Genomic DNA, 23,466 nt, shown 5'->3' with positions numbered 1-23,466 from the left:
TGTGCCAACGTGTCGCGGCTGGCACGGGGAGTCGGGGGATGCCGCGCTCAGGTGGCCGGTGAGGCCGTCAGTGGGGCGTAGTGTGCGGCCAGTTCGAGGACTACCGGGGCGACGTGTTCGACGATGTACTCGGCCGTCTCGTCGCCTCGTCGGTCGGAGGCCCATCCCAGGTAGGTCAGTCCCCGGGCCAGGAGCAGGGCGTCCCAGGCGTCGAAGAAGCTGTCGGGCACTGGCCGTGCCGAGCGGTAGCCATGGAGCAGGGCCTGACGGTAGTCCTCGTAGCGCGGGTGCGGCACGAAGAAGAACAGGGCGGTGGTGAGGTCGAAGAGGTGCCATCCTTCGCCGAAGTCGTCGAAGTCGATGATGATCAGGCGGCCGTCCTGAACCAGGACGTTTTCCGGGGTCAGGTCCGCGTGGATGACTCCGTAACGGTCCGGGGCGGTGCCGAGGGCTTCCAGCTCGCCCTTGAGTTTGGTCAGGGCCCCGGTCAGCAGAGCGGCCTCGTCGCGGCTGAGCTCTTCCACGGCCAATGGGTTGCCCCACAAGGGGGCTTCCCCCGCCAGGCCCTCCGCGTCCCAGGCGCTGCGCTCGAAGCCGGGTGTGCGCCCGATGCTGATGGTGTGGTGGTGCAGCTGCGCGGCCAGTACGCCCAGTCGGCGGAAATTTTCTGGCTCCAAGAGGCTGGTTCCCTCGATGCCCTCGGCAATGTCGCCGAGTGGGCGCGAGGCCTCCAGCCACTTCTGCACGTCCAGATAGAACGTCTCTCCGTCCTCAGCATCCACCAGGCAGGTCAGCTCACCGTTCACCGTCGGGATGATCTCGGGCACGCTCAGACCGCGGTCGGCCAAGGCCCGCAGATAAGCCAGCTCGGTCCTGATCTCGGCATCGGTCCGATATCCGGCCCGATGCAGGCGCACGGCATAGCTGGCCCCCGCCGGCTCGATGAGGTGGAAGACGTAGTTCTCCCGGTACTTCACCAGCTCGAGCGCCGAGCTCTCATCAAAGCCGTACCCCGGAAGAGCTCCGCGAACGATGCGGAGTGCTGCGTCTGTGTCCATGGTGGTGTCCTTCTCGTTCCAGGGCGCGTGACCAGCCAGTGTGAGCGGCGTCACGACAACGCTAAATCCTGCACCCTGTGTTGGGCAAGTACACAAAGCGTTCAATTTTTTCCCGTGATGTGCAATGCTTGTAACAAGATGTTGATCTGCAGTCAGGACCGAGGGGCAGATCAGGCCCTCGTCGACGAACGGGAAGAAGGCAGTCATCCCATGGACTCCCCGAACGAACAGCACTTGTCGTTGCGTGAACGGAACAAGCTGCGGGCCAGAGCGGACATCCTCGATGCCGCCGCCGAGCTGCTGAGTGAGGCCGGCTACGCCGGTACCACCCTGGAGGAACTCAGCCAGCGGGCCGGGCTCTCCCGCCGCACGGTGTACGCGTATTTTCCCGAGGGCCGGGACCAGATCGTGCGGGAGGTCTATCTGCGCATCTCGAGCCGGGTCTACGACCGGGGCAGCACCTTGCGCGCGGAAGCTCACGGGCTGGTCGACCGGATCACTGCCCTGGCCCGAGCCCTGGTGGAGGCCACCAGCACACCGGCCGGCCGCTTCTACGGGGTGATGGGACCGGACATCGTGCCGGTCCTCTCGGGCGTTCTGGGATTGACGTCAAAATCCTTCGAGGAGCTCATCAAGATCGACCTGTCGGCGGCGCAGACCGCTGGACAGCTGTCGGAGGATGTCGCCGTCGACGCGCTGGCCACGGCGCTGACCGGCGCGACTCGCGCCTGCGGGGCCCGAGCAGCCGCCGTCCCGGGGAGTGCCGAGCAGCAGATCGCCGCCATCAGGCTTCTGGCTCAGGGCTTGCTTAGCCGGGCCGCCCTCTAGCCCGTGACCCACCACGACGCACTGACGCCTCTCCACCGAAGGACCGCCATGACCGCTGAACCCACCACCTCGCCGGCCACCGCCGAGCACCAGGCCGGCTCCGATCTGCTGGCGCGCCGTTACGCCACACTGGGCAGGCACTCCCCGATGTTCTACAACACCCCGTTGGAGCTGGTCTCCGGCAACGGGGTGTGGCTGACCGACGCCCAGGGCAGGACCTACCTGGACGGGTACAACAATGTCCCCCACGTCGGTCACGCCAACCCGGTAGTCGCCGACGCCATCAATGCCCAGCTGCGCACGATCAACTTGCACACCCGCTACCTCAACAGTCGGGTCGTGGAGTACGCCGAGGCCCTGCTGGCCACCTTCGAGGGCGACCTGGACCGGGTGTTCTTCACCAATAGCGGCTCGGAGGCCAACGAACTGGCCCTGCGCATCGCCCGCCAGCACACCGGGCACACTGGCGTGCTGGTCACCGACTTCAGCTACCACGGCAACACCATCACCTTGGCCGAGCTGACCACCGGGCTGAAGGTGGCCGAGCCCCTCGGCGACCACGTGCGGGCCCTGCACATCCCCGACGTCGTGGGGGCAGACGACGAGCAGGCCCTGCTCGAGCAGGCCCTGGCCGAGGTCGACGCGGCCATCGACTCCCTGCAGGAGGCCGGGCACGGGGTCTCGGCGTTGCTCTTCGACCCCCTGTTCTCCACCGAAGGCCTGCTGCGGACACCGACCGGCTACATCGAAGGGGTCGCCGCCCGCGTCAAGGCCGCCGGCGGCCTGATTGTCGCCGATGAGGTGCAGTCCGGCTTCGGGCGGATCGGCACCAGCATGTGGGGCCATCAGATGTTCCACCTGAACCCGGATCTGGTGACCATGGGCAAGCCCATGGCCAACGGTCACCCCGTCGGTGCCGTGGTGACCACTGAGGAACTGCTCGATGAGTTCGGCCGGCACAACCTGTACTTCAACACCTTCGCCGGCAGCCCGGTGTCCTCCGCCGCCGGACTCGCCGTCCTCCAGGTGATGCATGAAGAGGACCTCATGGCCCGGGCCGCAGAGCTTGGCAAGTACATCGGGGGCCGCCTGCACGTCATCGCCGACGGCCGCCCCCATGTGCGCTCCGTGCGGGGCCGCGGGCTGTTCTTCGGCCTGGAGCTCACCACCCCTGACGGAGACCGCCAGGCAGCGGCGGATGTGACGAAGGCGCTGGTGGAGGACATGCGTGAACGCGGCGTGCTGATCAGCCGCATCGGCCCTCATGACAACGTCCTGAAGATGCGCCCGCCGCTGGTGTTCGCCCGCGAGCACGCCGATCTGCTGCTGGAGCACTTGGACACCGCCCTGGACGCACTAGGTCGGTAACACTCGAACGACGGATCGCTCAACCCTCATCCAATAGCGCCCCTATGGGGCATGTCAGGCAAAGGACAGTGCACCATGACCACACAGATCGACAGCCTCGAAGGTCTCCAAGCGGAGACTCGCATGCTCATCGGCGGGGAGTGGCAGGACAGCGACGGCGGGACCTTCCACAACCTCAACCCCGCCACCGGCCAGGTGCTCACCGAGGTGGCCTCCGGCACCGCCGAGGACATCGATCGAGCCGTGGCCGCGGCCCGGGCTGCTCTGGAAGGCGAGTGGGGGGCAATCCCGGGGCCGGTCCGGGGGCGGTTGCTGAACAAGGTCGCGGATCTGATCGAGCGCGATGCCGACCACCTCGCCCGCCTGGAGGCCCTGGACATCGGCAAGCCCCTGCCTCAGCCCCACATGCTGGATATCCCCAACGCGGTGGCCACCTTCCGGCACTTCGCCGGGTGGGCCGACAAGATCTATGGGGAAACGATTCCCACCGCCGGCGCCATGGGCCGGCCCACCCTCTCCTACACCACCCGGGAACCAGTGGGAGTGATCGGGGCGATCATCCCGTGGAACACCCCGCTGATGATCGCCGCCTGGAAGATCGCCCCGGCCCTGGCCGCGGGCAACACGCTGGTGGTCAAGCCGGCTGAGGACGCCCCGCTGTCGATCCTGCACCTGGCCGGGCTGATCCAGGAGGCCGACTTCCCCGACGGCGTCGTCAACGTCGTCCCGGGCCTGGGCCGGACCGCCGGTGACGCCCTGGTGCGCCACCCGGACGTGGACAAGATCAGCTTCACCGGCAGCCCCGCCACCGGCAAGGCCATCCAGATCGCCGCCGCCGAGACCTTCAAGCGCGTCACCCTGGAGCTGGGCGGCAAGACCCCGCAGATCATCTTCGACGACGCCGATCTGGAGGCCGCCGTGGGCGGCACCGCCATGGGCCTGTTCTTCAACCAGGGCGAGGTCTGCGCGGCCGGCACCCGCGTCCTGGTCCACCGCTCCGTCTATGACCAGGTCGTCGAGGCCCTGAGCGCTGCGGCTCAGGCGCACGTGGTGGGCGATCCGTTCGACCCGCAGACCACCATGGGCGCACTGGTCAACCGCAAGCAACAGGACACGGTGCTGTCCTACATCGAAGCCGGCAAGGAAGAGGGCGCCCGCCTGGTCTGCGGTGGCCAGGCCCCGGCCGGGCAGGGCTTCTTCGTTCAGCCCACGATCTTCGCCGACGTGGACAACTCCATGCGCATCGCCCAGGAGGAGATCTTCGGCCCCGTCGGGGCGGTCATTCCCTTCGACACCGAGGACGAAGCCCTGCGCATCGCCAACAACACCCCTTACGGGCTGGCGGCCAGCATCTGGACCAAGGACGTCTCCCGGGCTCACCGTCTGGCGGCCAAGGTCCGGGCCGGGGCGGTGTGGATCAATGGGTGGGCGGCCATCGACCCGGCCCTGCCCTGGGGCGGGATGAAGACCAGCGGCATCGGTCGCGAACTCGGGTGGGCCGGGATCGTGGCCAACACCGAGGAAAAGGTCACCACCGTCATCCTCTGAGGCTCCTGATCGCGGCACCGGCCGGCCGGTGCCGCGATCACCGGCCGCCTCCACGGATCCGCGCGCCACCGGCCGCGCACACGACACCAGGATTGGAAGTACTCGCAATGCCCACACCGATTGGCATTGACCACTTCCTGCAGACTCCGGACGGGACCGTCATCGCCCGCGGCCAGTATGTGCAGGCGGTACACACCAAGAAGGGTCTCACTCACCGCGGCTACGTCACCGACATCTTCGCCAAGCCCGGAGTGCTGTGGATCATGGACGAGACCAGCGGGGCGCCCAAGATGCTGGACATCACCGACTACGAGGTCTCGCGAGCACCCTCAGCGCCAAGGCCAGCCTGAGAAATGACCTCGCGCCAGTTCCCCAGAATGTGCGTCGAGGTCGCGGCGGGCGTGTACCACGTGCCGAGCCCAGGTCCTGAGCGATCGTAGACGACGCGAGAGAAGGACCTGCGCCGGGAGGAAAACACGGGACATCTAGGACAAAGCACCGTGTGCGCCGTCTCCCGTTCCGTGCTCCCGCAATCCGGGGCTCCTCTCCTGACCCCCGGGCCAGGAGAGGAGCTCCACCCCGTCGAAGCGCGGTCGCTGTGCATTATGGCCAGGATGATCGTGCGCATGGCCGATAGCGCCACCGGCCCAGGCGCCGGTCATCATGGTCGGCCCAGTGGTGTCCAGTCAGACCGGCGGGGTGTGGGGAACGGCGGCCAGCAGGTGCCCACCCGGTTGCGCCACGCCACGCAGCGTCTGGCACCCCGACGCGACGCCAGTGTCGTCGAGGGCGGGGTGGGCCCTCACCTTGCCGATGGGCTCACGGACCCCCGCAGTCAGGCCCGCTGTCACCGGGGCAGCGGCACTGTCGGCGATACCCCGTGGCGCGGGCTTTCTCCTTCCGGGCTGCGGAGAATCCGTCGGGGATGACTTGCGGGCAAGTAGCCCTGGGCGCACCGACAGTCATCAGGTCGATCGGATCAGCACCGCTGACGGCGGTTTGGCGCCCCTGGGCATCGGACGCACGGGCGCCGCGCTCCGAAACAGCCAGTGCTTCGAGCAGGGCGGCTGGGCCACGGGCCAGGTTCCTGAGCGGATGTCCCTACACCGAGGCGAGGCTGAGCAGGCCTTCTGCCAGGATTTTGATGGCCGTCACCTGTTGTGCGGCCGTGTGCGGCTCGGTGGCGGCCTGGGCCCCGGCAGCACGGATGGCGCCGGTGAAGGCGGCAGCCAGGGCGTCGATGTCGGCGTCCTTTTGCAGCAGCCCGGCGGTGCGGGCCTCGGAAAGGTCAAGGCGAATGAGGGCTTCGAAGGACCGGGAGGTATCGCCCATGATTCCCGCCAGCACCGGCACGATATCGGGCCCCATCATCCCGTAGAAGCGTCCGGCCGGGGTGCTCGTGATTTCCACCAGCGCCCGTGCCAGGGCGGTGATCCGGCCGGCCACGTCCTGGGTTTCCTCCCGCAGGCTGATGCCCCTGACGTACACCGCCTCGGCCATGCGCAGGTAGACCTGCCGAACGATTTCCTCCCGGCCTCCGGGGAAGTGGGCATAGAGGGTTCCGCGGGAGATCCCTGCGTGCCGGCTGAGTTCTTCCAGGCTCGTTGCGGCGTAGCCGCTTGCGCTGAGAATCTCGGCTGCGGCATCGAGGACGTCCCCCTGGGTTCGCAGTCGGTTGCGTTCGCGCAACGGCAACTGCCCGTCCGGTTTCGGGTCCACGTCCTACCCTCCCTGGGATACACAGTCGATCGGTGTGATCGTGCCGTTGTTGCAAGGATGCCACAGCCCCATCATGAATTGGACAGAGCGTGCAATCCCCCAACGGACAGTACGGTTTGTGGGTTCAGGGATGGCGCCGAACACGCAACCGGCCAGCTGACCGGGCGCGACGTTGGTGTTGCCAACGAAGGGGTACGCCCTCTTTCTGCCCCCCCTTGCCGCCATCCCTGAGATGACGGCTACACCGGGGCCGGTCACCAGCTCCCCCACCCCAAGGAGGGGAACGCTGCGGTGAGGAGATCGCCGAAGCCTGATGGAGTCTGACGCCCCATTCCTCCCCTGGTGTGCCTAATTCCTCCTCTTGTGTGCCCAATGCTTCACTCCCGCCGAGCACGGCCCGCCGCCCCCGACGCGCCATCGCTGCAGCGGCCAGGATCAGGATCCGGCCCGCGGCGCAGCGTCACGACGCCTTCATCCTGGGGGTCCTCGCCGGATTGATCGGTGCGCCCCCGTCGACCGCACCCAGGACACCTCCAGCAAAAGTCGATCAACGTGTGCAAGTTTTACCCAATATGTATTGACTCCGAACGTGGTGTTGGAAATGATGCTGGCAGGGGTGCTGTTTGTGACCCTCATCACCCGCTCAGCAATGCGTTCTCCTTCCTTGGCCGCGCCCCTGATGGGAAGCGGCTCCCGACCTCCCCGGCGCGGCCGCCGGCATGTTTGAGGAGTCCCCATGAACGAATCAGTTGCCACCTACATCGATGGCGGTGCGATTGCAACGCTGACCGCTGATCACGCGCTCAGGGCGGCGGAGCTCATCAAGACCGGGCGAATCTATTCGCTGGCGGTGCAGACCAACCCGGAGAGCCCCGCCTGGCCGGGACGCAGCTTCCAGGTCCTCACCGACCACATCTGGGTCAACGATGAAATGGAGTACGGCTCCAACAAGCTCTCCGGCATCGACGACTACATCTCTTTGTGGTGCGGCGTGGCGACTCACCTGGATGGGTTCGGGCACATCGCCATCGACGGCAAGCACTACGGCGATTTCGACACCTCCGAGGTCATCCGCTCACGCGGGGCCGTCAAGCACGGCATCGAAACCGTTCCACCCGTGGCCACTCGAGGCGTGCTGCTCGACGTGGCCGGCGCGTTGGGTGTTGAAGCTCTGGAGCCCGGCTACGAGATCACCGAAGCGGATATTGACCGCACCCTGGAACGGCAGGGGATCACGCTCACCCCCGGCAACGTGGTCTTGATCCACACCGGAACGATCCGCGACATCACCTTCACGGAAGCATTCGATGACTCTGAGCCTGGCATCGGACCCGCCGCAGCCAAGTACCTCGTGGAGACCCTCGGGGTCGTGGCGATCGGAACCGACAACTGGGCGTGCGAAGTCATCCCCGCTCCCGACCCTGAGGCATTCCTGCCGGTGCACGGCTATCTGATTCGTGAACGAGGCGTTCACATCATCGAGAACGTCTGGACCCGGGATCTGGCAGCGGACAAGGTCTACGAGTTCATGTTCGTCATGGCTGCACCCAAACTCGTCGGGGCCGTCCAGAGCCCCATCCATCCGATTGCCATCGCCTGAATCAGGCCGTTGCGAGGCCGGTGGAACGTCAAGGCCTCATCCCCGGAAAAGCGGCGGAGCAGGACGTCGAATCTATCTGGAGCCCTGCGCAACCGAAAAACACCAGCAGTTCACCGTCGGTGGTGCGCTACCACCACAGTGTCTCCAGAAAGAGAAACCCCATGTGCAATGCATGCAATGTCACAGCCAGTGACACCAGTTCCCAGTCCGTGTCTGACTACCAATTTCCCGCCGGCTCGGGACGCTACAACGGCAATGCGCACACAACCGAACAGTGGTGGCCGTCGCGCTACGGAGCGGATGACCTCCTGGGCGCCGGCAATGAACTGACAACGGACCGGACACTGGCTGCCTTGGGGCTGGCCACTGAAGGTCGGGTGGTGGAACTGGCGCGCGTCCTGGAAATGGGGGCGCCCACTTTCGGCGAATCCCGGCTGTACCACCAAGTCACCCTGGCCCATGGCACTTTGGAGCAAACACGGTGGGGCAAGGACGGCAACCGGGTGAACTGGTTCGAGGAGCAGGTGACCCAGATTTACCACATCGGCACCCATCTGGACGGCTTCGGGCACGTGGGCATCGATGGTACGCACTACAACGGGCATCGTTACGGTGATTTCTACACGCCCACCGGTGTCACCAAGTTTGGGATGGAAGCGGTGCGGCCGTGGGTGTCCCGGGGCGTGTTCCTCAACATTGCCGCCGTCGTCGGGGTGGAGATGCTCGACGAGGGTTTCGTCATCACTCCGGAGCATCTCGAAGCCGCCTGTGAGGCTCAACAGGTTGAGGTGCGTGCTGGTGATGCGGTGATTTTCCACACCGGCTACGGCGCAGCTCTGTGGATGGTCGACAACCAGAAGTACAACGGAAACTCCCCGGGAATCGGCTGGGACGCGGCTCATTGGCTGAGCGACCGGCGAGTATCGCTCGTTGGTGCGGACAACTGGGCCATCGAGGTGCTACCGGGGGAACAGCCGGAGGCGCCCATGGTGGTTCACCAGCACCTCTTGGTGGAGACGGGCACTTACCTCTTGGAGAACATGAAGACCGAGGCGCTGCTTGGCTCTGACCGCAGTGAATTTCTCTTCATTTGCGCCCCCATCAAAACCAAGGGATCAACGGGGTCCATGGTCAATCCGTTGGCTATTTTCTGACGCTTCTCCACATCGGACGATTCCAGTGCGCGATCGCCATGCACGGCCCGGAAGGGGTGATGGCCTTGTTAGCTACCATATGTGCATCACTGGCTGACGCCTTTATGTCTATTGGCGTTTATGTCTTGGCGTTGTCGGCAGCCGGCACCTGGATCCGTCTCCGCTGGGGGTCGGCTATTTCGATGCACCTGACGCGTCGTCGCAGGTGGGGACCCGTGCTGGGGGCACTCGTCACTGTGCCCCCAGGATGTCTGGGTGTACTGGCGATCGCACGCTTGTACAGCAGGGACAAGGTGACCTACGGAACGCTGTTGGCCAGTTTCGTGGCCACGATGGGCGACTCCGCGTGGTTGTTGCTGGCCAGTGATCCCCTGCTGACCCTGGTCCTCAAAGTCGCGCTGGTGGGCATCGGCACCGTGGTGGGGTACGTTGTCGATGCCCTCGGCGCCCCGTCAGCTGCCCGGGCGATGACCGCTTTGGCGGCACGCGTACCACTCCGTGGCCGCCCAACGATGTCTTCCCCGGCGTTGCTCAGCGCCACGCCTCGACGGTACGCCGTGGCTCTCCCACCACTCGACGGGCCGGCACCTTTTTCGGCTCGGCCGCTTCTGCTCCCTAAAACCATCGTCGTCGCACACACCCGTCCAGAGACCAGCAGAATGCGGCCTACTGCTTTGATGTTGACGGTTGTCGGCGGTCTCGGTCTGTTCATCGCAGCGCCGGTGACGTTTCAGCAGAAGAGTCCGGAGGATATGGCCGCCCCTTTCGGGGGCCTCGACATCTACACCCTCCTGGGTGTCTGCGGATTCGCCCTGGCGGTGGGTGTGCTGTGCCAGGCACCGCGACGAGGCTGCGGAGAGTGCACCGAGGCGACCGACTCGACCCTCGGGTCGATTCTGACCATCGGAATCCGGGAGGCAGCTCACATCACCGCCTGGGCCGGTGCAGCATTCGCCGCCTGGGACGTACTCAGCGAGGTCGGCCTGCTCAACGCCGGCTCATTACCGCTGGGGGGCGTGATCGGCATCGTCATGGTCGCTGCTCTGGGGTTGATCCCTGCCTGTGGCGTGGAGGTCGCAGTTGCTGGGCTGTTTGTCGCAGGAGGGCTCCCCTTGCCCGCACTGGTCACCTACCTGGTGAGTCAAGACGGCTCCGGGCTCATCCCGCTAGCGGTGTCACGGCCCCATACAGCCCTGACCACGTCCATCATCACCACGACCATTGCCGCGACGGTCGGGCTCACGATGCTCCTGGCCAGCTAACGCACAGGCGCCGCACCACAGGCTCGTCGCCCCATACGAAGACCACGTTCCCCCGAATACTCAGCCAGCACCACACCACTCACGTTGGGAGCACATATCGTGTCGCACACGAAAGACACCATCGAAGCAACCACCTACCGCGCCCTCTTCGAAAAAATGCCCATCATCGGATACGTCGTGGCCACCGATTGGAGGATCGTCGCAGTGACCGACCGGTTGCTGGAGGAGATTCACCGTTCCCGCGAATCAGTGGTCGACAAGGACGTGTTCGAGGTCTTTCCGGACAACCCCAACGACCCCACCGCGAACGGTGCAGCGGTGTTGCGCGCTTCCCTTGAACGCGCCTTCACCTCCGGGATGCCGGAAAAACTTCCACGCCAGCGCTACGACGCTCCCCCGGCAGAGCCCGGTGGCCGCTTCGAAGAGCGGTACTGGATGCCGGAGAACGTGCCCGTTCACGACCAGGACGGCAAAGTTGCCTACGTCATCCACACTGTGGTCGACGCAGGCGCGGGCCCCCACTAGGGTGCCTGGGCGGCAACGCTGCCTGAGGCGGATTCAGGTTTCGGCCCCTTGTCCGCAAGGCAGGCGTTGCCGCCGCCAATCATGCACCGTTATGGGCCGGTCGCTGTGCCTGAACGGGCGAAACCCGACCTCCAGGCACACCCCTGAAGTAGGCACGACCACCACGGCAACCGTGAACTGATCAGCGTGTAAGCACGAGAGGTATCGCCATAGGTGGTTCCGACCGCGCACGGACTACGGATTCCTCACCGTGCGCCCTGGCAATGACGGCCGGGGCGAAAGGCAAGGCCCGGTTTCCTGTGGCGAGAGGAAATGCGTGAAAACCGCTACCTGAAGCGTGTTCCCCACGTCCACCTGTATGTGGTCCTAGCCCTTGATGCCCACGAGCCCCCGGAGCCTCTCAACGCCCGGCAACGCGCTACACGGCCTTGGCCGGCAGTTCGTTGGCCGCTCCCCCCAAAGACGTTCCCGCACCGTCCACGAACCCATCGACAAGTTCCTTATCAACTTCCACCGAAAGGCCTTCCATGTCCGCTACTCCAGCTCCCGACCTCGTCGTCCTCGAAGCCAAGGTCTTCACCGCTGACCCCGCCCAGGAGTGGGCCGAAGGGTTCGCCGTGATCGACGGGCGCATCAGCGCCGTCGGCACGAACGCCGACATGCGTGCCCTGGCCGGCCCGCACACCAAGGTCGAGACCCTGGGGGGCCAACTGGTCCTACCGGGCTTCAGCGACGGCCACGCCCACCTGGGCCTGGGGGGAGCCATGCTGGCCTGGGAGCTGCCGATCCAACCGACCGACTCGAAGGAAACCATCTTCGACAAGGTCCGGGACTGGGCCCGGACGTTGGGCCCGCAGGAGTGGATCGTCGGTGGCATCGTGGGCAGCACGGTGATGGATGTGGTGGGCAACATGGAAGACCTCGCCGCCTTGGACGAAGCCGCCGGAGGACGTCCGGTGCTGTTGCGTGATGATTCCATGCACAACCGCTGGGTCAACTCCACGACCCTGGAGCTCATGGGAATCACCGCCGACAGCCCCGATCCCGAGGGCGGCCACTACGTCCGTGACGCCGCCTCCGGCGGGGCGCTGACCGGGGTGCTGCACGAGATCGCCTCAGCGGAGGCCGAGACGGTGTTGCTGGCCTCTTTGACCGATCCCGCGGCACGTCATCGGGTTTCCATCGCCACGGCGCTGACCACGCTGAACTCCTTCGGGATCACCAGCGTGCAGGAATCGGCGACGATGGAGTACATCTGGACAGCTTTGGCGGATTTGGAGTCGAGCGGGGAGATCTCCGCCTGGGTGGTGGGATCCATGCCGATCCGCCCCTTCCTCGAGTCAGGCACGACGGGCGAGGAACTCCTCGACATCGGTGAGGCCCATCGCAGCGAGCACGTGCGCCCGGACTTCATCAAGGTGGTCCTCGACGGGGTACCCATGACCCGCACCACCGCCATGTTGCGCCCCTACGTCTGTCATGGCCGGCATGAGGACCCCAAGTTCCGCGGGGAACCGTACTGGAACCACGACGACCTGGTCGAGACCCTGCGCCTGTGCTACGACCGCGGACTCAATGCCAAGCTGCACGCCACCGGCGACGCCTCAGCCCGTCTGGTCCTGGATGCCGTGGAGCAGGTCCGGAAAGAGCGCGGCCCGGGCCCGATCTTCCAGATCGCCCATGTGGAGTTCCTCGAGGACGTCGACGTGCCCCGTTTCGCCAAGCTCGGCGTCGTCCCCGACGCCTCTCCGTACATCTGGTACCCCGGGGTCATGCAGGAAAGCATCGCCCAGCAGATCCCTGCCGAGACCGTGGACACCAGCTGGAAGACCAAGGACCTCCTCGAGGCCGGAGCGCTGCTGGCGGCCGGCTCCGACTGGCCCTGCGCGCTGCCGACCCCGGACCCGTGGATCGGGCTGGAAACCCTGGTCACCCGGCAGAACCCGGACCCGAAGGTGACCACCACCCTCAATCCCAGCCAGCGGCTGGAGCTGAAGCAGGCCATCCTCGCCTTCACCCGCAATCCGGCCGAAGCGATGGGCCTGGGCGAGGTGACAGGCTCCCTCCGGCCAGGATTGTCGGCCGACTTCATCGTGCTCGACCGTGACATCTTCGAGATCCCCGCCAATGAGGTTCACCGTACCCGGGTGCGCCGGACCTTCTTCGCCGGCGCCCAGGTTTACAACGCCGACTCCATCAACACCCCGGCCCAGTAGCTCGGCCAAATTGGGGCAAGGCCGTTGCCCTACGAGAACTCACCCCGTCGCTGATCACCGAACGGAAGATTCCTGCCTCGTCTCAGCTACCGAGATTGTCACCGTGCCGTGATTCCTCGCTACCCGTTGACTCGCCCCGACGACCGACTTCAGCAGGTATGTGTATCCACGTCCCGAGGACATGACGCGGATCCTCGCCACCACGACCGGCTCCTCCCGAGCCGGCGCGAAGAGGGGCCGGCTCGGGGGCAAGGGGCGCACAGCGCGCCTTGCCCCCGAGGCGCCAACAGTGTGCGCGGATAGCAGCACGGGGCAACCGATCCGACGATCCCGCACCTGAACACCCGGCTCTCGTCTTCACTTGGCTATCCGACGGTAGCGCCGTGGGTCACTCGGCCTGCGGCGCGATGCCCAGCGCAATCGGTGATGACGGCAGCGTCCGGGCTGCTTTAGCGACGTGCAACTACTGCCGCGCTGTTGTCCAGGCGCAGGGCAGGAACTTGCCATCGATGGAGATCACAACGTGGGTGCCGTCGGGATGCTCGGCAGTGTCGAAAATGATGCTGCAATTGATGGCGCTCATGATGCCGTCGCGGAAGTTGGCGCATATCAGTGCTTTACATGCGGGGCCGTAGACCTGTTCGAGTTCGTGGAGCCGGTAAATGGTCGGGTTGGTGGAGACGTCATGCGCGGCGCAGGCCCTGATAGCCGGCACCCGACTCACATCGGTCGACGTCCCGGACCAACTCGGCGTCATCACCGCGGACGACATCCCCGCCGCAGTCCTCACCTCTCCCCCACTCACGACCATCGCCGTGGACCACGTCACCGAAGCGGCTCGCACTAGCACGCATCCGCTGGCCGCGGCGATCGCCGCGGCTGCGCTTGGACGCCCCGGTCACCAGCGAGCTGACCAAGGCTGCCGATCATGGCGTTGCCGGGTATGGCGGAGGCCGTCTCATCAGAGTCGGGTGCCCATGATGAATCGACCCCGCAGGTCTGTGCGCCGACGCTAACGAACTCGTTGAAGCTCGCGTGACCTGCGCCCGAGCGGTCGTCACGGCCACCGGGTGGGTGGCAGGCCTGATCGGCGTTCGTGACGAGTTGCGGACAAAGGTCGCCAGACTGTGCAAATACCCTACGATCAGGGCCTCCGTACGATCATGGTCGCCGGTGACGACGTCCGCACCGCCCGCGCCCGGATGGCGCTGGCCGGGATCGGCGACGTGCACGCCGAGCAGCTCCCGGCAGACACAGCCAACGCGATCGCAGAGCTCACGGCGAGGCGACCGACGGCCATGACTGGCGCCGACATCAATGACGCCCCGGCTCTGGTGACCGCGACCGTGGGCATCGTCATGGGGGCCATCAGGTCCGCCGCCGACGTGGAGTCCGGCGACGTCGCCTCCACCGGCCGCGACCTGCCGTTGATTCCCGCCGCCTTTGCTCAGGCCGGCGGGCGCGGAAGATCAGGACGACCACCATCATCCTCGCGCTGGGCGTCATCGCGGCCCTGTTACCGCTGGCGCTGTTCGACGCGTTGGGCCTCACCGAAGTCGTCCTCGTCCACGAGGTCGCCGAGGTCGCCGTCATTCTCAACGGCGTCCGCGCCGCGCGCCGCCCGGACGCCGTGCGGGTCGAGAGATGACTCACCCCACACGATCAGTATGAAACCAACCGCTTCCACCCTGGCCGGCGAATCCGCGAAGGGCTCGGCATTCGTTGCTTGTGGTTCAGTGGACGTCCCCTTGGTCTGTGAGAAGACCAGCGGCGCGGAGTTCCTCGCGCGCCTGGGCGAGGTCCTTGTCCTCGAGCGTAAAGGTGTTGAAGCGGGGCTTGCGGAACGTTGCCCAGCCGATGAACAGGCCGACAGCTGCGACGCCGGCAATGAGGCCATACATGAGTTGCGGGTTATCCAGCAGTGCGGGTGTGGCCACAGCGAGCACCGCAGCAAGGATGCGGGCGACGGCGAGGATCGCGCCTTGTGCGGAGGAACGGAGCAGTGTGGGGAAGGATTCTTGCGTCCAAACCTTCATGATCGCCTCGAAAGCGAAGGCCATCCCGACAACTTCCATCAGAATGCTGTAGATGAAGGTGACCGTGGTCAGTCCGAACAGGGCTGGGACCGCGAAGGCGGAGACAACGAGGATGGCACCGACAATGTAGTACACCATGCGGTATTTGGTATCAACGATCCGCATGAACCAAAAGGCGAAGACCACTCCAAGCGGAATCGATAGAAGGGTGATAGCAGATACGAACGAGACGGAGAGGCCTACGACGTTCACGCCGATGAAAGCCCCGAACTGGCCGGTGGTGTTGGCCGCGAGGTTGGCCAGGGCGTAGAAGCCCAGCAGACCTAGGAAGGGCACGAGGTAGATCCGCTGGGTGAGGATGTCCTTGATGCTGGACCGCTCGGCTCTCAGCGTGTGTGCGCCGGACTTCTTCTCCTGTTCCGCGGAGGTCCATGCGGCGGACTCCGGGATCGTCAGCCGCAGCAGGAGCACGATGAGGGCGACGGTGCCGACGTGCCCGAAGATGATCTGCCCACCAAGCAATCCCATCTCGCCCACAAGAATTCCAATTCCGGTGGTGGCAGCGATCCCCAGCAGCCAGAGCACCTGGGAGAAGCCGATAAGCTTCCCCCGGTTCTCGTCACTCGCCGCCTCAGCGATGGTGGACAGCGACACCGGCAGGTCGGCACCGCTTCCCAGCCCCACGAGGAACATAGCGATGACCAAGCCGACGAAACTGGTCGAGAGGACTAGAAGTGTCGCGCCCGCGGCGATCATCGCCATGGTGATGATGAAGACCGAGCGACGACCGAACACATCGCCCAGGCGTCCACCGGTAAGAGCACCGATGGCGATGCAGAAAGTCAGCACCCCGGACAGCAACCCGATCTGATCGCCGCTGATTCCGACCGGCTCCTGATACAGCACCAGCGCGGTTCCGGATCCGACGATCACCGATGCATCGATATATGAGGCCATTCCCGACACGATCGCAACCCACCACGGGTTGGGACTGCGCTTGGCTCGTGATGCGACGTAGGACATGTGTACTCCTTTGGACAATGCAACGCTGCGCGCCAGGGGCGGGAGCAATGGCTCAGGGTGAGACCACTCACATTGAGATTGCCGCTCAGAGTATCGTATCTACCATTCGGAGCAAAGCATATATTTTCCCCAGGAACACAAATAGTATCTTGACAAAGGCCGAGGCGCTGACGTAGTGCGCGAGGTGAACCGTCCCGAGGGCTGTAGTGGCGGTTACTTCGGAGAAGGCAGGTGACTATCGACGAACTGGCGCAGACACTGCGTGAGCCGCCCAACGAGCACTATGCCGCAGTGCGCTGGTGGCTCGCCGAGGGCCTACACACCGAGGACGCGCTGCGGCCCAAGATCGATGCGGCTGCTCCTTTTGGCGTCGGCCGCGTGGAGTTCCTGGCCATGGAGGAAGACAACGTCGATGACGCACGTCGCATCTGAGGCTCGGAAGTATGGGCCCACGACTCTGAAGTCGCCTGCGGGTGGCCAGCCCCCCATACACCAGACTTCAAGCCCGCGGCTACTATGACAATGTCCTCGACATCGCCGCCCTCACAGGCGGTCGAGAACCGCGTGCGCATGAGACCCGGGCTCGACCATACGGGCTGCTCGGCCCCACTATCCTGGTCCGCGAGGCAAGCGAATATGAAAGCGGATCCGAGGGCGGTGTGTGACATGCTCGCTTCAAGCACCGGCACAAGAGAGGCAGTAGACGGGATGCCACAAGGACGCGATACGGCCGCGGACACAACCGCGGTAACGAACCTCGCACCCGTAGTCGACCCGGATCCGCTGAACCTGGTCATGTCGCTGACTCTGATCATCCACCACGCCGACAGCGAAGCGCAGCGTCGCGACGTGATGGCGTCCATCCAATTCCCCACCGACGACGTGCAGATGTTCCTCGTCGTGAACGCCCTCACTTATCACGGAGCGATGCGACCTACCGACGTGGCCACCATGTTGGGCACCGGTCGAGCCAACCTTTCGAAGATCGCCCAGCGCCTCGTCGAAGCCGGACTCGTCGAGCGCCTGCCCGATGAGGAAGACGGGCGCAGCACGCTCCTGGCCCTTCGCCCACTCGGACGCGCCTACGGGGAACGCATCGTTGCTCGCAACGAGCAGTTCATCAACGACCTCCTCGTTGAGTGGAGCGACGACGAAGCCCGCACACTGAAACGGATGCTCGCCCGACTCTCCCGCCAGTGGGTCGCCTCCACGCAGCGATCGCGACCTCTGCGCCCCCTTCCCCCGGCGCCCCACCCCTGACCCTGGACCGCTTCTACCTGGATCGTCAGGCAGGAGCGTTGAATGCTTGACGCTTGGCGTACGCACGGGCCGCGCGCACACGATCTCCGCACCGGTTCAAGCGCCAATGGCGGCGCGCGCGGGTACGCAACGGGAACCGCCCACACGAAAGTGCGGCGCAGACAGCGAGAACACTCGCGTCTGGGCCCGTGGCCAACCCGCCTAAAAAATCGATTCACAATGCGGTGAGCTGTCGGTAGCAGATCAGCACGCAGGCCAACTGCATCAGCCTGAGATGGAGATCGACCCGGCGTTCCCACCGGGCACGGAGCCGCTTGTAGGCGGGGAGCCAGGCGAAGCCACGTTTCACCACCCAACGGTGCTGACCAAGTCCGGAACCGTGGGCGATGCCACGGCGGGCGCTGCGCGGGGTGAGCTCACGGATGCGCAGCATCTGCCGGTACTGGTCGGGGCCATAGCCACGGTCGGCAAACAGTTCGCGGGGTTTGCGGCGGGGCCGGCCACGGACGCCGCGGATCGGTGGGATGGAGTCCACCAGGAGCAGCGCCTGGGTGACGTCGTTGCGGTTGCCCCCAGTGAGGCTGATCTGCAGACGCCGTGGGCGTTGACGATCAGGTGATGTTTGGAGCCGGGCCGGCCCCGATCGACTTCGGCTGGGGCCGAGGTGCCCCCCCTGAGGGCTCGCACGTGCGAGCCGCCCACCGCGCGCCGGTCCAGATCCAGTGCCCCGGCCGCACGCAGCTCGGCCAGCAACGCCTCGTGCACCGCCGGCCAGACCCCAAGCTTCGGTCCAGTCCCGCAACCGCCGCCAGCACCTCACCCCGGAAACGCCCAGCAGCTCGCGCGGCAGCTGATTCCAGCCGATCCCGGTCTTGAGCACGAACACGATCCCCCGCCAGAGCGGCCCGGTCATCAACCGGCCGACGTCCCGGGGGGCGGTACCACCTGGGTGGACGTGGCGACAGCAGCGGCTCGACTCGCTCCATCGAGTACAGAACGGACACTGGTCGTCGGAAAACACCACCGGCACCACTGGGGCGTCCACGGGGCCCGCTGCCAGCAGGTCCGCCTCATCCCGAGCCTCGACCGTAGAGCGCTGTCACCCCCAAAGGGGCCCCGAGACCCGTGCAGCAGTCCCGACCACGTCCCGGAGCACGGAACGCGGCCCACGCCCGACGACTTCAATCGAAGAGACAAAGGGGCGGTGGCATGCGGAACCACCCCTTTCTCATGCCTGGATTCGCAGTGTGCAAATGGTGCCGGATCACCCCGGGGTGGTCCGGCAGGCACGTGACCCTGTCAGGCTTCGCGCCCGAGCGTGATGCTCGATGTCTCGTGGGGTTGATTGGGCTTCGCTTCGACATCGAAGCCGTTGACCCTCTCTGAGGGGAAGCCGACCCAAGCCATCAGACCTCCGAACCCTGAGCTATACAAGTCGGCAACAAGCGACATAAGGTGATGTCGCGAGTGAAGTAAATGAGTAAACTAGTCAAACTTCGCTGGGCTTCAGCCCGGTCGAAGGATCTGTCCGCGCTCAAAGGAGAACCATGACGATCGGTGACCATCGAAAAGCGCTCACAAGCCCTCCGATCGAGTTCCGGCCCGAGCTGCGCTGGTGGCTGGCCGAGGGGCTGCACTCTGACGCGACGTTGCGGAGTGAAATCGAGACGGCGCATCGCCTCGGCTTCGGCGGTATGGAGTTCCTCGCCATGGACGAGGGGAACATCGACCACGCCCGTTACGGGTGGGGTTCTGAAGAATGGGTCAACGACTCCAGGGTTGTAGTTGAGGAAACCACGGCCAGGAACATGTCGGTCAGCTTCACGTCGGGCACCAACTGGTCAAATGCGAACTTGCCGACCATTGATCCTGACCACCCGGCGGCCGCACAAGAGCTGAACGTCGAGGTGGAGGAGGTCTTGGGTCGAGGCAGCCGGCAGGGGGCGCTTCCCCGTGTGGACCTCAACGCGAAGCGTTCTGGTGCACGAGTGCCCGGTGAGCGCGTAGCGCCGCGGGAACAGCACCTCGTTGCGGTCGTCGCGGCTCCGAGGGCGGCGGGTGGTAGCAACATTCTGGATGCTACGGGCGTCATCGATCTGACGTCCCTGGTGTCGGAAGCGGGAGAGCTCGAGTGGACAGCACCCGATGATCGGCACTGGCGAATCTTCGTGTTCTGGTCCCATGGAACGGGCCAGACCGCCTCACCATCGGCATCCGTGAATTACACGGTGAACTACCTCGACAAGGATGGGGTCGAGGCAGTCATCGATTACTGGCGGGACGTGGTTCTCACCCCGGAGTTGAAGCGTGAGATTGCGCGAAACCCGCGTGCGCAGATGTACATGGACTCTCTCGAGCTGTCGACCTGGGGTGCGGGTGGAATGTTCTGGGGACGCACGTTTGTGGACGAGTTCCACGAACGACGCGGCTACGACATCACGCCCTGGCTTCCGTTCCTCGTGCGTCAGACAGAAGCGTTCTCGGCAACGACGGTGTATACCTACGCCCCTGCTGAGACACGCGCCGTCGAGGTGGAGAAGGTACGTTTTGACTACGTGCGCACGCTCACCGACCTCTACATCGAGAACATGCTGCGCCCATTCGCGGACTTCTTGCACGACAACGGACTGCTCCTGCGTGCGGAGATCAGCTACGGGCTGCCGTTCGAGCTCACACGACCCGGACCCGAAGTAGACGGCATCGAGACGGAGTCTCTGGAATTCGCGGCGCAGATCGACGCCTACCGGATGCTCGCCGGCCCTGCCCACCTGTTCGGAAAGCAGTACTCGTCAGAGACGGGTGCCACCACGCGCAACCACATGCTCGACCACCGCTTCTACGACCAGATCATCAACACTCAGCTGGCAGCGGGCATCACCAAGACGGTGCTGCACGGCTGGGCAAGCCGCTCTGGCGCGGAGGGAGTCACCAGGTGGCCAGGCCACGAGGGAATGTGGCCCATGTTCTCCGAACGCTTCGACACCCGTCAGCCAGGAAGCGAGTTCTACCCTCAATGGAATGACGCGATCGGCCGCTACCAGTACCTACTGCGGCAAGGGCGACCACGCGTCGACGTCGGGATCCTGCGCACCGATCACTTCATCGACAACATGATCGGGGTCGCACTCTTCGATAGCGACGGCAATCGAATCCCCGATGAAGACGTGTACGGCCGCATGTGGATGCGGAACCGAGAAAATCAGTGGTGGCAGGACCTCGGAATGCAGGACGCCGGCTGGACCTACGAGTTCTTCGACGGCTCGCTACTCACCCATCCTGACGTCCATTTCGACGGGGAGGTCGTGCAACCCGATGGCCCGGGATACCAAGCACTGATCGTCTATCAGGAAGCGCTCGACCCCGACGTCGCCAAGCTGCTGCTCGAATGGGTGCACGACGGACTCTCGGTCCTCATCGTCAACAACACTCGCGAACTAAAGGTCCAATCCGAGAACACCTCGACGTACACCGAACAGGCCGCTGTCCGCACTCCCGGTCGAGACGGACGCGACGATGAACTGGCGGCGACACTCGCCGCTCTGCGCACAGCGCCCAGCGTTGCAGAGATCTTCAACCCTGCAGAAACCGTGGCGGCGCTGCGCGAACTCGGCGTGACGGGGCGTGCCGAGTTCGTCGAGGAGAACGAGAACATTCTCACCTACCTCCGTGAGGACGGCGATCTCCTACACCTCTTCGTATACCACTTCCTGTACGAAACGGGAGAGGAAACAAACGTCGCGCTCTCCCTGCCCGGCGAGGGATTCGTGCACCGGATCGACACTTGGACCGGCGCCCTCCACCGCCATCACGGCACGACCGCAGACAACGGACGCACGGAGATCGAGGTGACGCTCGCTCCCGGCGAAGCTGCACTGTTCACGGTCGACCGGTCTGCGCCCGCACAACCCTCCGCCGGCGCGACCCCCGAACCGATCGCGGACCTCACCGAGTGGTCGATCGTAGTGGAAAGCTGGGACGCGGGCGAGAACGAACTCATTGTCGAAGATCGCGGCCTCGGATACGAGACCCGCGAGATCCGTCCTCACACGGCAGTCACGCCAATTCAGGTCACCGAATCGCAGTTGCTGCCTTGGACAGAACTCGACCACGTAGGCCCGCACGTCTCGGGGATTGCGCAGTACACCACATCGGTGACCATGGGCGGTGCCCCGGATGCCGGGACTCGATACCTGCTCGACCTCGGCTCCACCAATGGCGGGTTAGGTTCGGTCTCCGTCAATGGCGCAGACCCGCGAGGCTTCGACACCTCACGGCCGGTGGTGGACGTGACCGACTTCCTCACTGCCGGCGAGAACGAAGTCGTGGTCCGCGTCTCCAGCTCGCTCAACAACCGTCTCATCGCAAGGGGTTACTACGATCGACTTCCTGACGCCGCGTCGAAGATGCATGGCATGGAGGCCTTCCACGCCACGAGAGTGCGGGAGCACGGTCTGATTGGGCCCGTCCGCCTCCTGGCACTACCGCGTTAGACTGCGCCTTTTCGTCTTGGCCCGATCGGCTCGGTCGGGCCAAGACGAAACACTGCCATGATGAAAAAGGAGGTTCATGTGGAGAACACAGCGCGGCGAACGGATGTCACCTACAGTTCGTTACTGCCTCCTGACCCGCTCGACCTCAGCCGTTCGATGACATCCATAATCCACTGGGCGGACAGCCGCGAGGTTCGACTGCAGATCATGGCGGCGGTGAAATTCCCCTTCGACGACATCCCCATGTTCCTCGTCGTCAACCAGCTCGCCTACCGCGGCGCTCTTCGCCCCACCGACCTTGCCTCCGTTCTTGGCACGACGAAGGCCAACATCAGCAAGATCGTCCAGAAGCTGGAAACGGCAGGACTCGTTGCCCGTGTGCCCTCGCCTAACGACGAGCGAAGCGTGCTCGTTGGCCTCACGCCCGCGGGCCGCGAGATCGGCCTCCGCATCGTTGATTTGGCAGCAGCAAAGATGAACGAGCTGTTGTCGACATGGGCGCCTGAGGACGTCGAGACCTTTCGGCGTCTGTGCGCGCGATTCACGAGAGATTCGTCGCTCCAACTGCCTCAGCCTGCCGTGAAAAGCAATCCAGTGTTTTGACGGCAGGCGTGTGGCTCATGCCCCGCGCGGCTACTCGCGATGACGGCGAGGTCGCCGCCGAAGACAGTGTTCGCGCGCCTGAGCTCTAGCTCAAGAGACTTGTGCCGTCTTCTTTGCGTACGCGCGTGCCGCCCGGACCCGGTCACCGCAACGCGTCGAGCACCACTGGCGTCGAGCGTGGGTCCTCAACAGAAAACGGCCACAGGACGGTGCCGCGCATTCGGCGAGCAGCGCGGCGTCCTCGCCCGTCACGAGAGCGACAAGGTCCGCCGCCATAAGGGACATCGCGTGCTCGACGGCCTGGGTGGCGGGATGCTCCTGTTCGCCGTGGAATCCGGCCGCAGAGTCCCACGTGAGCACCGTTAGAGCTGGCGTGTGCGTCAGCGCGCTGTTGACCGCCTCGACCGCGCCATGAGCAGGCGGGGACCCGGAAACGGTCGCGTGGAGCACGCTCCGCACCGCTTCTCGAAAGTCCCGTAGCCGCCGACTGCAATACTCCTGCAACTCCGCCTCGGGAGTAGCCAAGCCGTGTTCGATCATCCACGTCGTTGCTTGCGACGGCGTTTCAAGCTGATCCCTATCGCCCGGATCACCAATGCGTCCCGCGCTGTTGCTCAGCGACAAGGAAGGGTGGACGTCCTCTCCCGGGGCGGGGGGAAGCGCAACAGTCATGGTGGGCGTCGTCAACATGGTCTCATGGTACCGGCTTGCGCTTGCCATGAGAAGCCTCTAATCTGTCTCACGGTAGGAACTACTTCTATCCGTGAGAACACAGA

General features: G+C 65.0%; 18 protein-coding genes and 1 pseudogene. 13 read left to right on the top strand and 6 right to left on the bottom strand.

The features are described from left to right. Positions 1–47: 47 nt before the first annotated feature. Positions 48–1,265 (bottom strand): phosphotransferase enzyme family protein, encoded by a 1,218-nt coding sequence (locus tag ACYSMR_RS18300; protein ID WP_461748068.1) that lies wholly within the window; start codon positions 1,263–1,265, stop codon positions 48–50. Between the two features lie 3 nt (positions 1,266–1,268). On the opposite strand from ACYSMR_RS18300, the gene ACYSMR_RS18295 reads away from it, so the two are divergent. From ACYSMR_RS18295 to ACYSMR_RS18280, 4 genes are all read left to right on the top strand, one after another. Then, positions 1,269–1,886: a TetR/AcrR family transcriptional regulator gene (locus tag ACYSMR_RS18295; RefSeq protein WP_461748067.1), complete on the top strand. Its 618-nt coding sequence runs from the start codon at positions 1,269–1,271 to the stop codon at positions 1,884–1,886. Positions 1,887–1,934: 48 nt separating this feature from the next. Continuing rightward, complete coding sequence (locus ACYSMR_RS18290) at positions 1,935–3,254, top strand: aspartate aminotransferase family protein (protein WP_461748066.1); 1,320 nt, start codon at positions 1,935–1,937, stop codon at positions 3,252–3,254. Positions 3,255–3,329: 75 nt separating this feature from the next. Beyond that, entirely contained in the window at positions 3,330–4,802 is a 1,473-nt protein-coding gene (gene styD / locus ACYSMR_RS18285) for a phenylacetaldehyde dehydrogenase StyD (RefSeq protein ID WP_461748065.1), read from the top strand. A 107-nt stretch (positions 4,803–4,909) separates the two neighbouring features. Beyond that, complete coding sequence (locus tag ACYSMR_RS18280; RefSeq protein WP_461748064.1) at positions 4,910–5,152, top strand: hypothetical protein; 243 nt, start codon at positions 4,910–4,912, stop codon at positions 5,150–5,152. A gap of 751 nt (positions 5,153–5,903) precedes the next feature. Here ACYSMR_RS18280 and ACYSMR_RS18275 read toward each other — a convergent pair. Further along, positions 5,904–6,521, bottom strand: a complete 618-nt coding sequence (locus ACYSMR_RS18275; protein ID WP_461748063.1) for a TetR/AcrR family transcriptional regulator — start codon at positions 6,519–6,521, stop codon at positions 5,904–5,906. Between the two features lie 736 nt (positions 6,522–7,257). Here ACYSMR_RS18275 and ACYSMR_RS18270 point away from each other — a divergent pair. The 5 genes from ACYSMR_RS18270 (at position 7,258) to ACYSMR_RS18250 (ending at position 13,278) form a co-directional block, all read left to right on the top strand. Continuing rightward, the gene (locus ACYSMR_RS18270) at positions 7,258–8,121 is read left to right on the top strand and encodes a cyclase family protein (RefSeq protein WP_461748062.1); all 864 of its coding nucleotides are present in this window, start codon (positions 7,258–7,260) and stop codon (positions 8,119–8,121) included. Positions 8,122–8,330: 209 nt separating this feature from the next. Further along, entirely contained in the window at positions 8,331–9,275 is a 945-nt protein-coding gene (locus ACYSMR_RS18265; RefSeq protein ID WP_461748061.1) for a cyclase family protein, read from the top strand. A gap of 38 nt (positions 9,276–9,313) precedes the next feature. Next, positions 9,314–10,537, top strand: coding sequence for a putative manganese transporter (locus tag ACYSMR_RS18260; RefSeq protein ID WP_461748199.1), 1,224 nt, complete (start codon positions 9,314–9,316; stop codon positions 10,535–10,537). Positions 10,538–10,636: 99 nt separating this feature from the next. Further along, a complete protein-coding gene (locus tag ACYSMR_RS18255; RefSeq protein ID WP_461748060.1) occupies positions 10,637–11,062 on the top strand; it encodes a hypothetical protein in 426 nt (141 codons plus the stop codon). A 617-nt stretch (positions 11,063–11,679) separates the two neighbouring features. After that, positions 11,680–13,278 (top strand): amidohydrolase, encoded by a 1,599-nt coding sequence (locus tag ACYSMR_RS18250; RefSeq protein WP_461748059.1) that lies wholly within the window; start codon positions 11,680–11,682, stop codon positions 13,276–13,278. A 463-nt stretch (positions 13,279–13,741) separates the two neighbouring features. On the opposite strand, the gene ACYSMR_RS18245 is transcribed toward ACYSMR_RS18250, so the two are convergent. Continuing rightward, positions 13,742–14,050, bottom strand: a complete 309-nt coding sequence (locus ACYSMR_RS18245) for a cyanase (RefSeq protein WP_461748058.1) — start codon at positions 14,048–14,050, stop codon at positions 13,742–13,744. Between the two features lie 961 nt (positions 14,051–15,011). Then, positions 15,012–16,337, bottom strand: coding sequence for an MFS transporter (locus ACYSMR_RS18240; RefSeq protein WP_461748057.1), 1,326 nt, complete (start codon positions 16,335–16,337; stop codon positions 15,012–15,014). A gap of 231 nt (positions 16,338–16,568) precedes the next feature. On the opposite strand from ACYSMR_RS18240, the gene ACYSMR_RS18235 reads away from it, so the two are divergent. Then, positions 16,569–16,769, top strand: a complete 201-nt coding sequence (locus ACYSMR_RS18235; RefSeq protein ID WP_461748198.1) for a hypothetical protein — start codon at positions 16,569–16,571, stop codon at positions 16,767–16,769. 363 nt (positions 16,770–17,132) lie between these two features. Further along, positions 17,133–17,597, top strand: coding sequence for a MarR family winged helix-turn-helix transcriptional regulator (locus tag ACYSMR_RS18230; RefSeq protein WP_461748197.1), 465 nt, complete (start codon positions 17,133–17,135; stop codon positions 17,595–17,597). 214 nt (positions 17,598–17,811) lie between these two features. Here the strand turns inward: ACYSMR_RS18230 and ACYSMR_RS18225 are convergent. Next, a pseudogene (locus tag ACYSMR_RS18225) lies at positions 17,812–18,583 on the bottom strand (IS5 family transposase). A 561-nt stretch (positions 18,584–19,144) separates the two neighbouring features. On the opposite strand from ACYSMR_RS18225, the gene ACYSMR_RS18220 reads away from it, so the two are divergent. Together ACYSMR_RS18220 and ACYSMR_RS18215 are read left to right on the top strand one after the other, a co-directional pair. After that, entirely contained in the window at positions 19,145–22,087 is a 2,943-nt protein-coding gene (locus ACYSMR_RS18220) for a glycosyl hydrolase (protein WP_461748196.1), read from the top strand. A gap of 78 nt (positions 22,088–22,165) precedes the next feature. Beyond that, on the top strand, positions 22,166–22,690 hold the full coding sequence (locus ACYSMR_RS18215) for a MarR family winged helix-turn-helix transcriptional regulator (RefSeq protein WP_461748195.1): 525 nt from the start codon (positions 22,166–22,168) through the stop codon (positions 22,688–22,690). 90 nt (positions 22,691–22,780) lie between these two features. Here ACYSMR_RS18215 and ACYSMR_RS18210 read toward each other — a convergent pair whose 3' ends face one another. Beyond that, positions 22,781–23,380: a CGNR zinc finger domain-containing protein gene (locus ACYSMR_RS18210; protein ID WP_461748194.1), complete on the bottom strand. Its 600-nt coding sequence runs from the start codon at positions 23,378–23,380 to the stop codon at positions 22,781–22,783. Positions 23,381–23,466 lie beyond the last annotated feature (86 nt).

Source organism: Kocuria sp. U4B, assembly GCF_054875615.1.
This window is presented reverse-complemented; position numbering and strand designations above follow the sequence as displayed.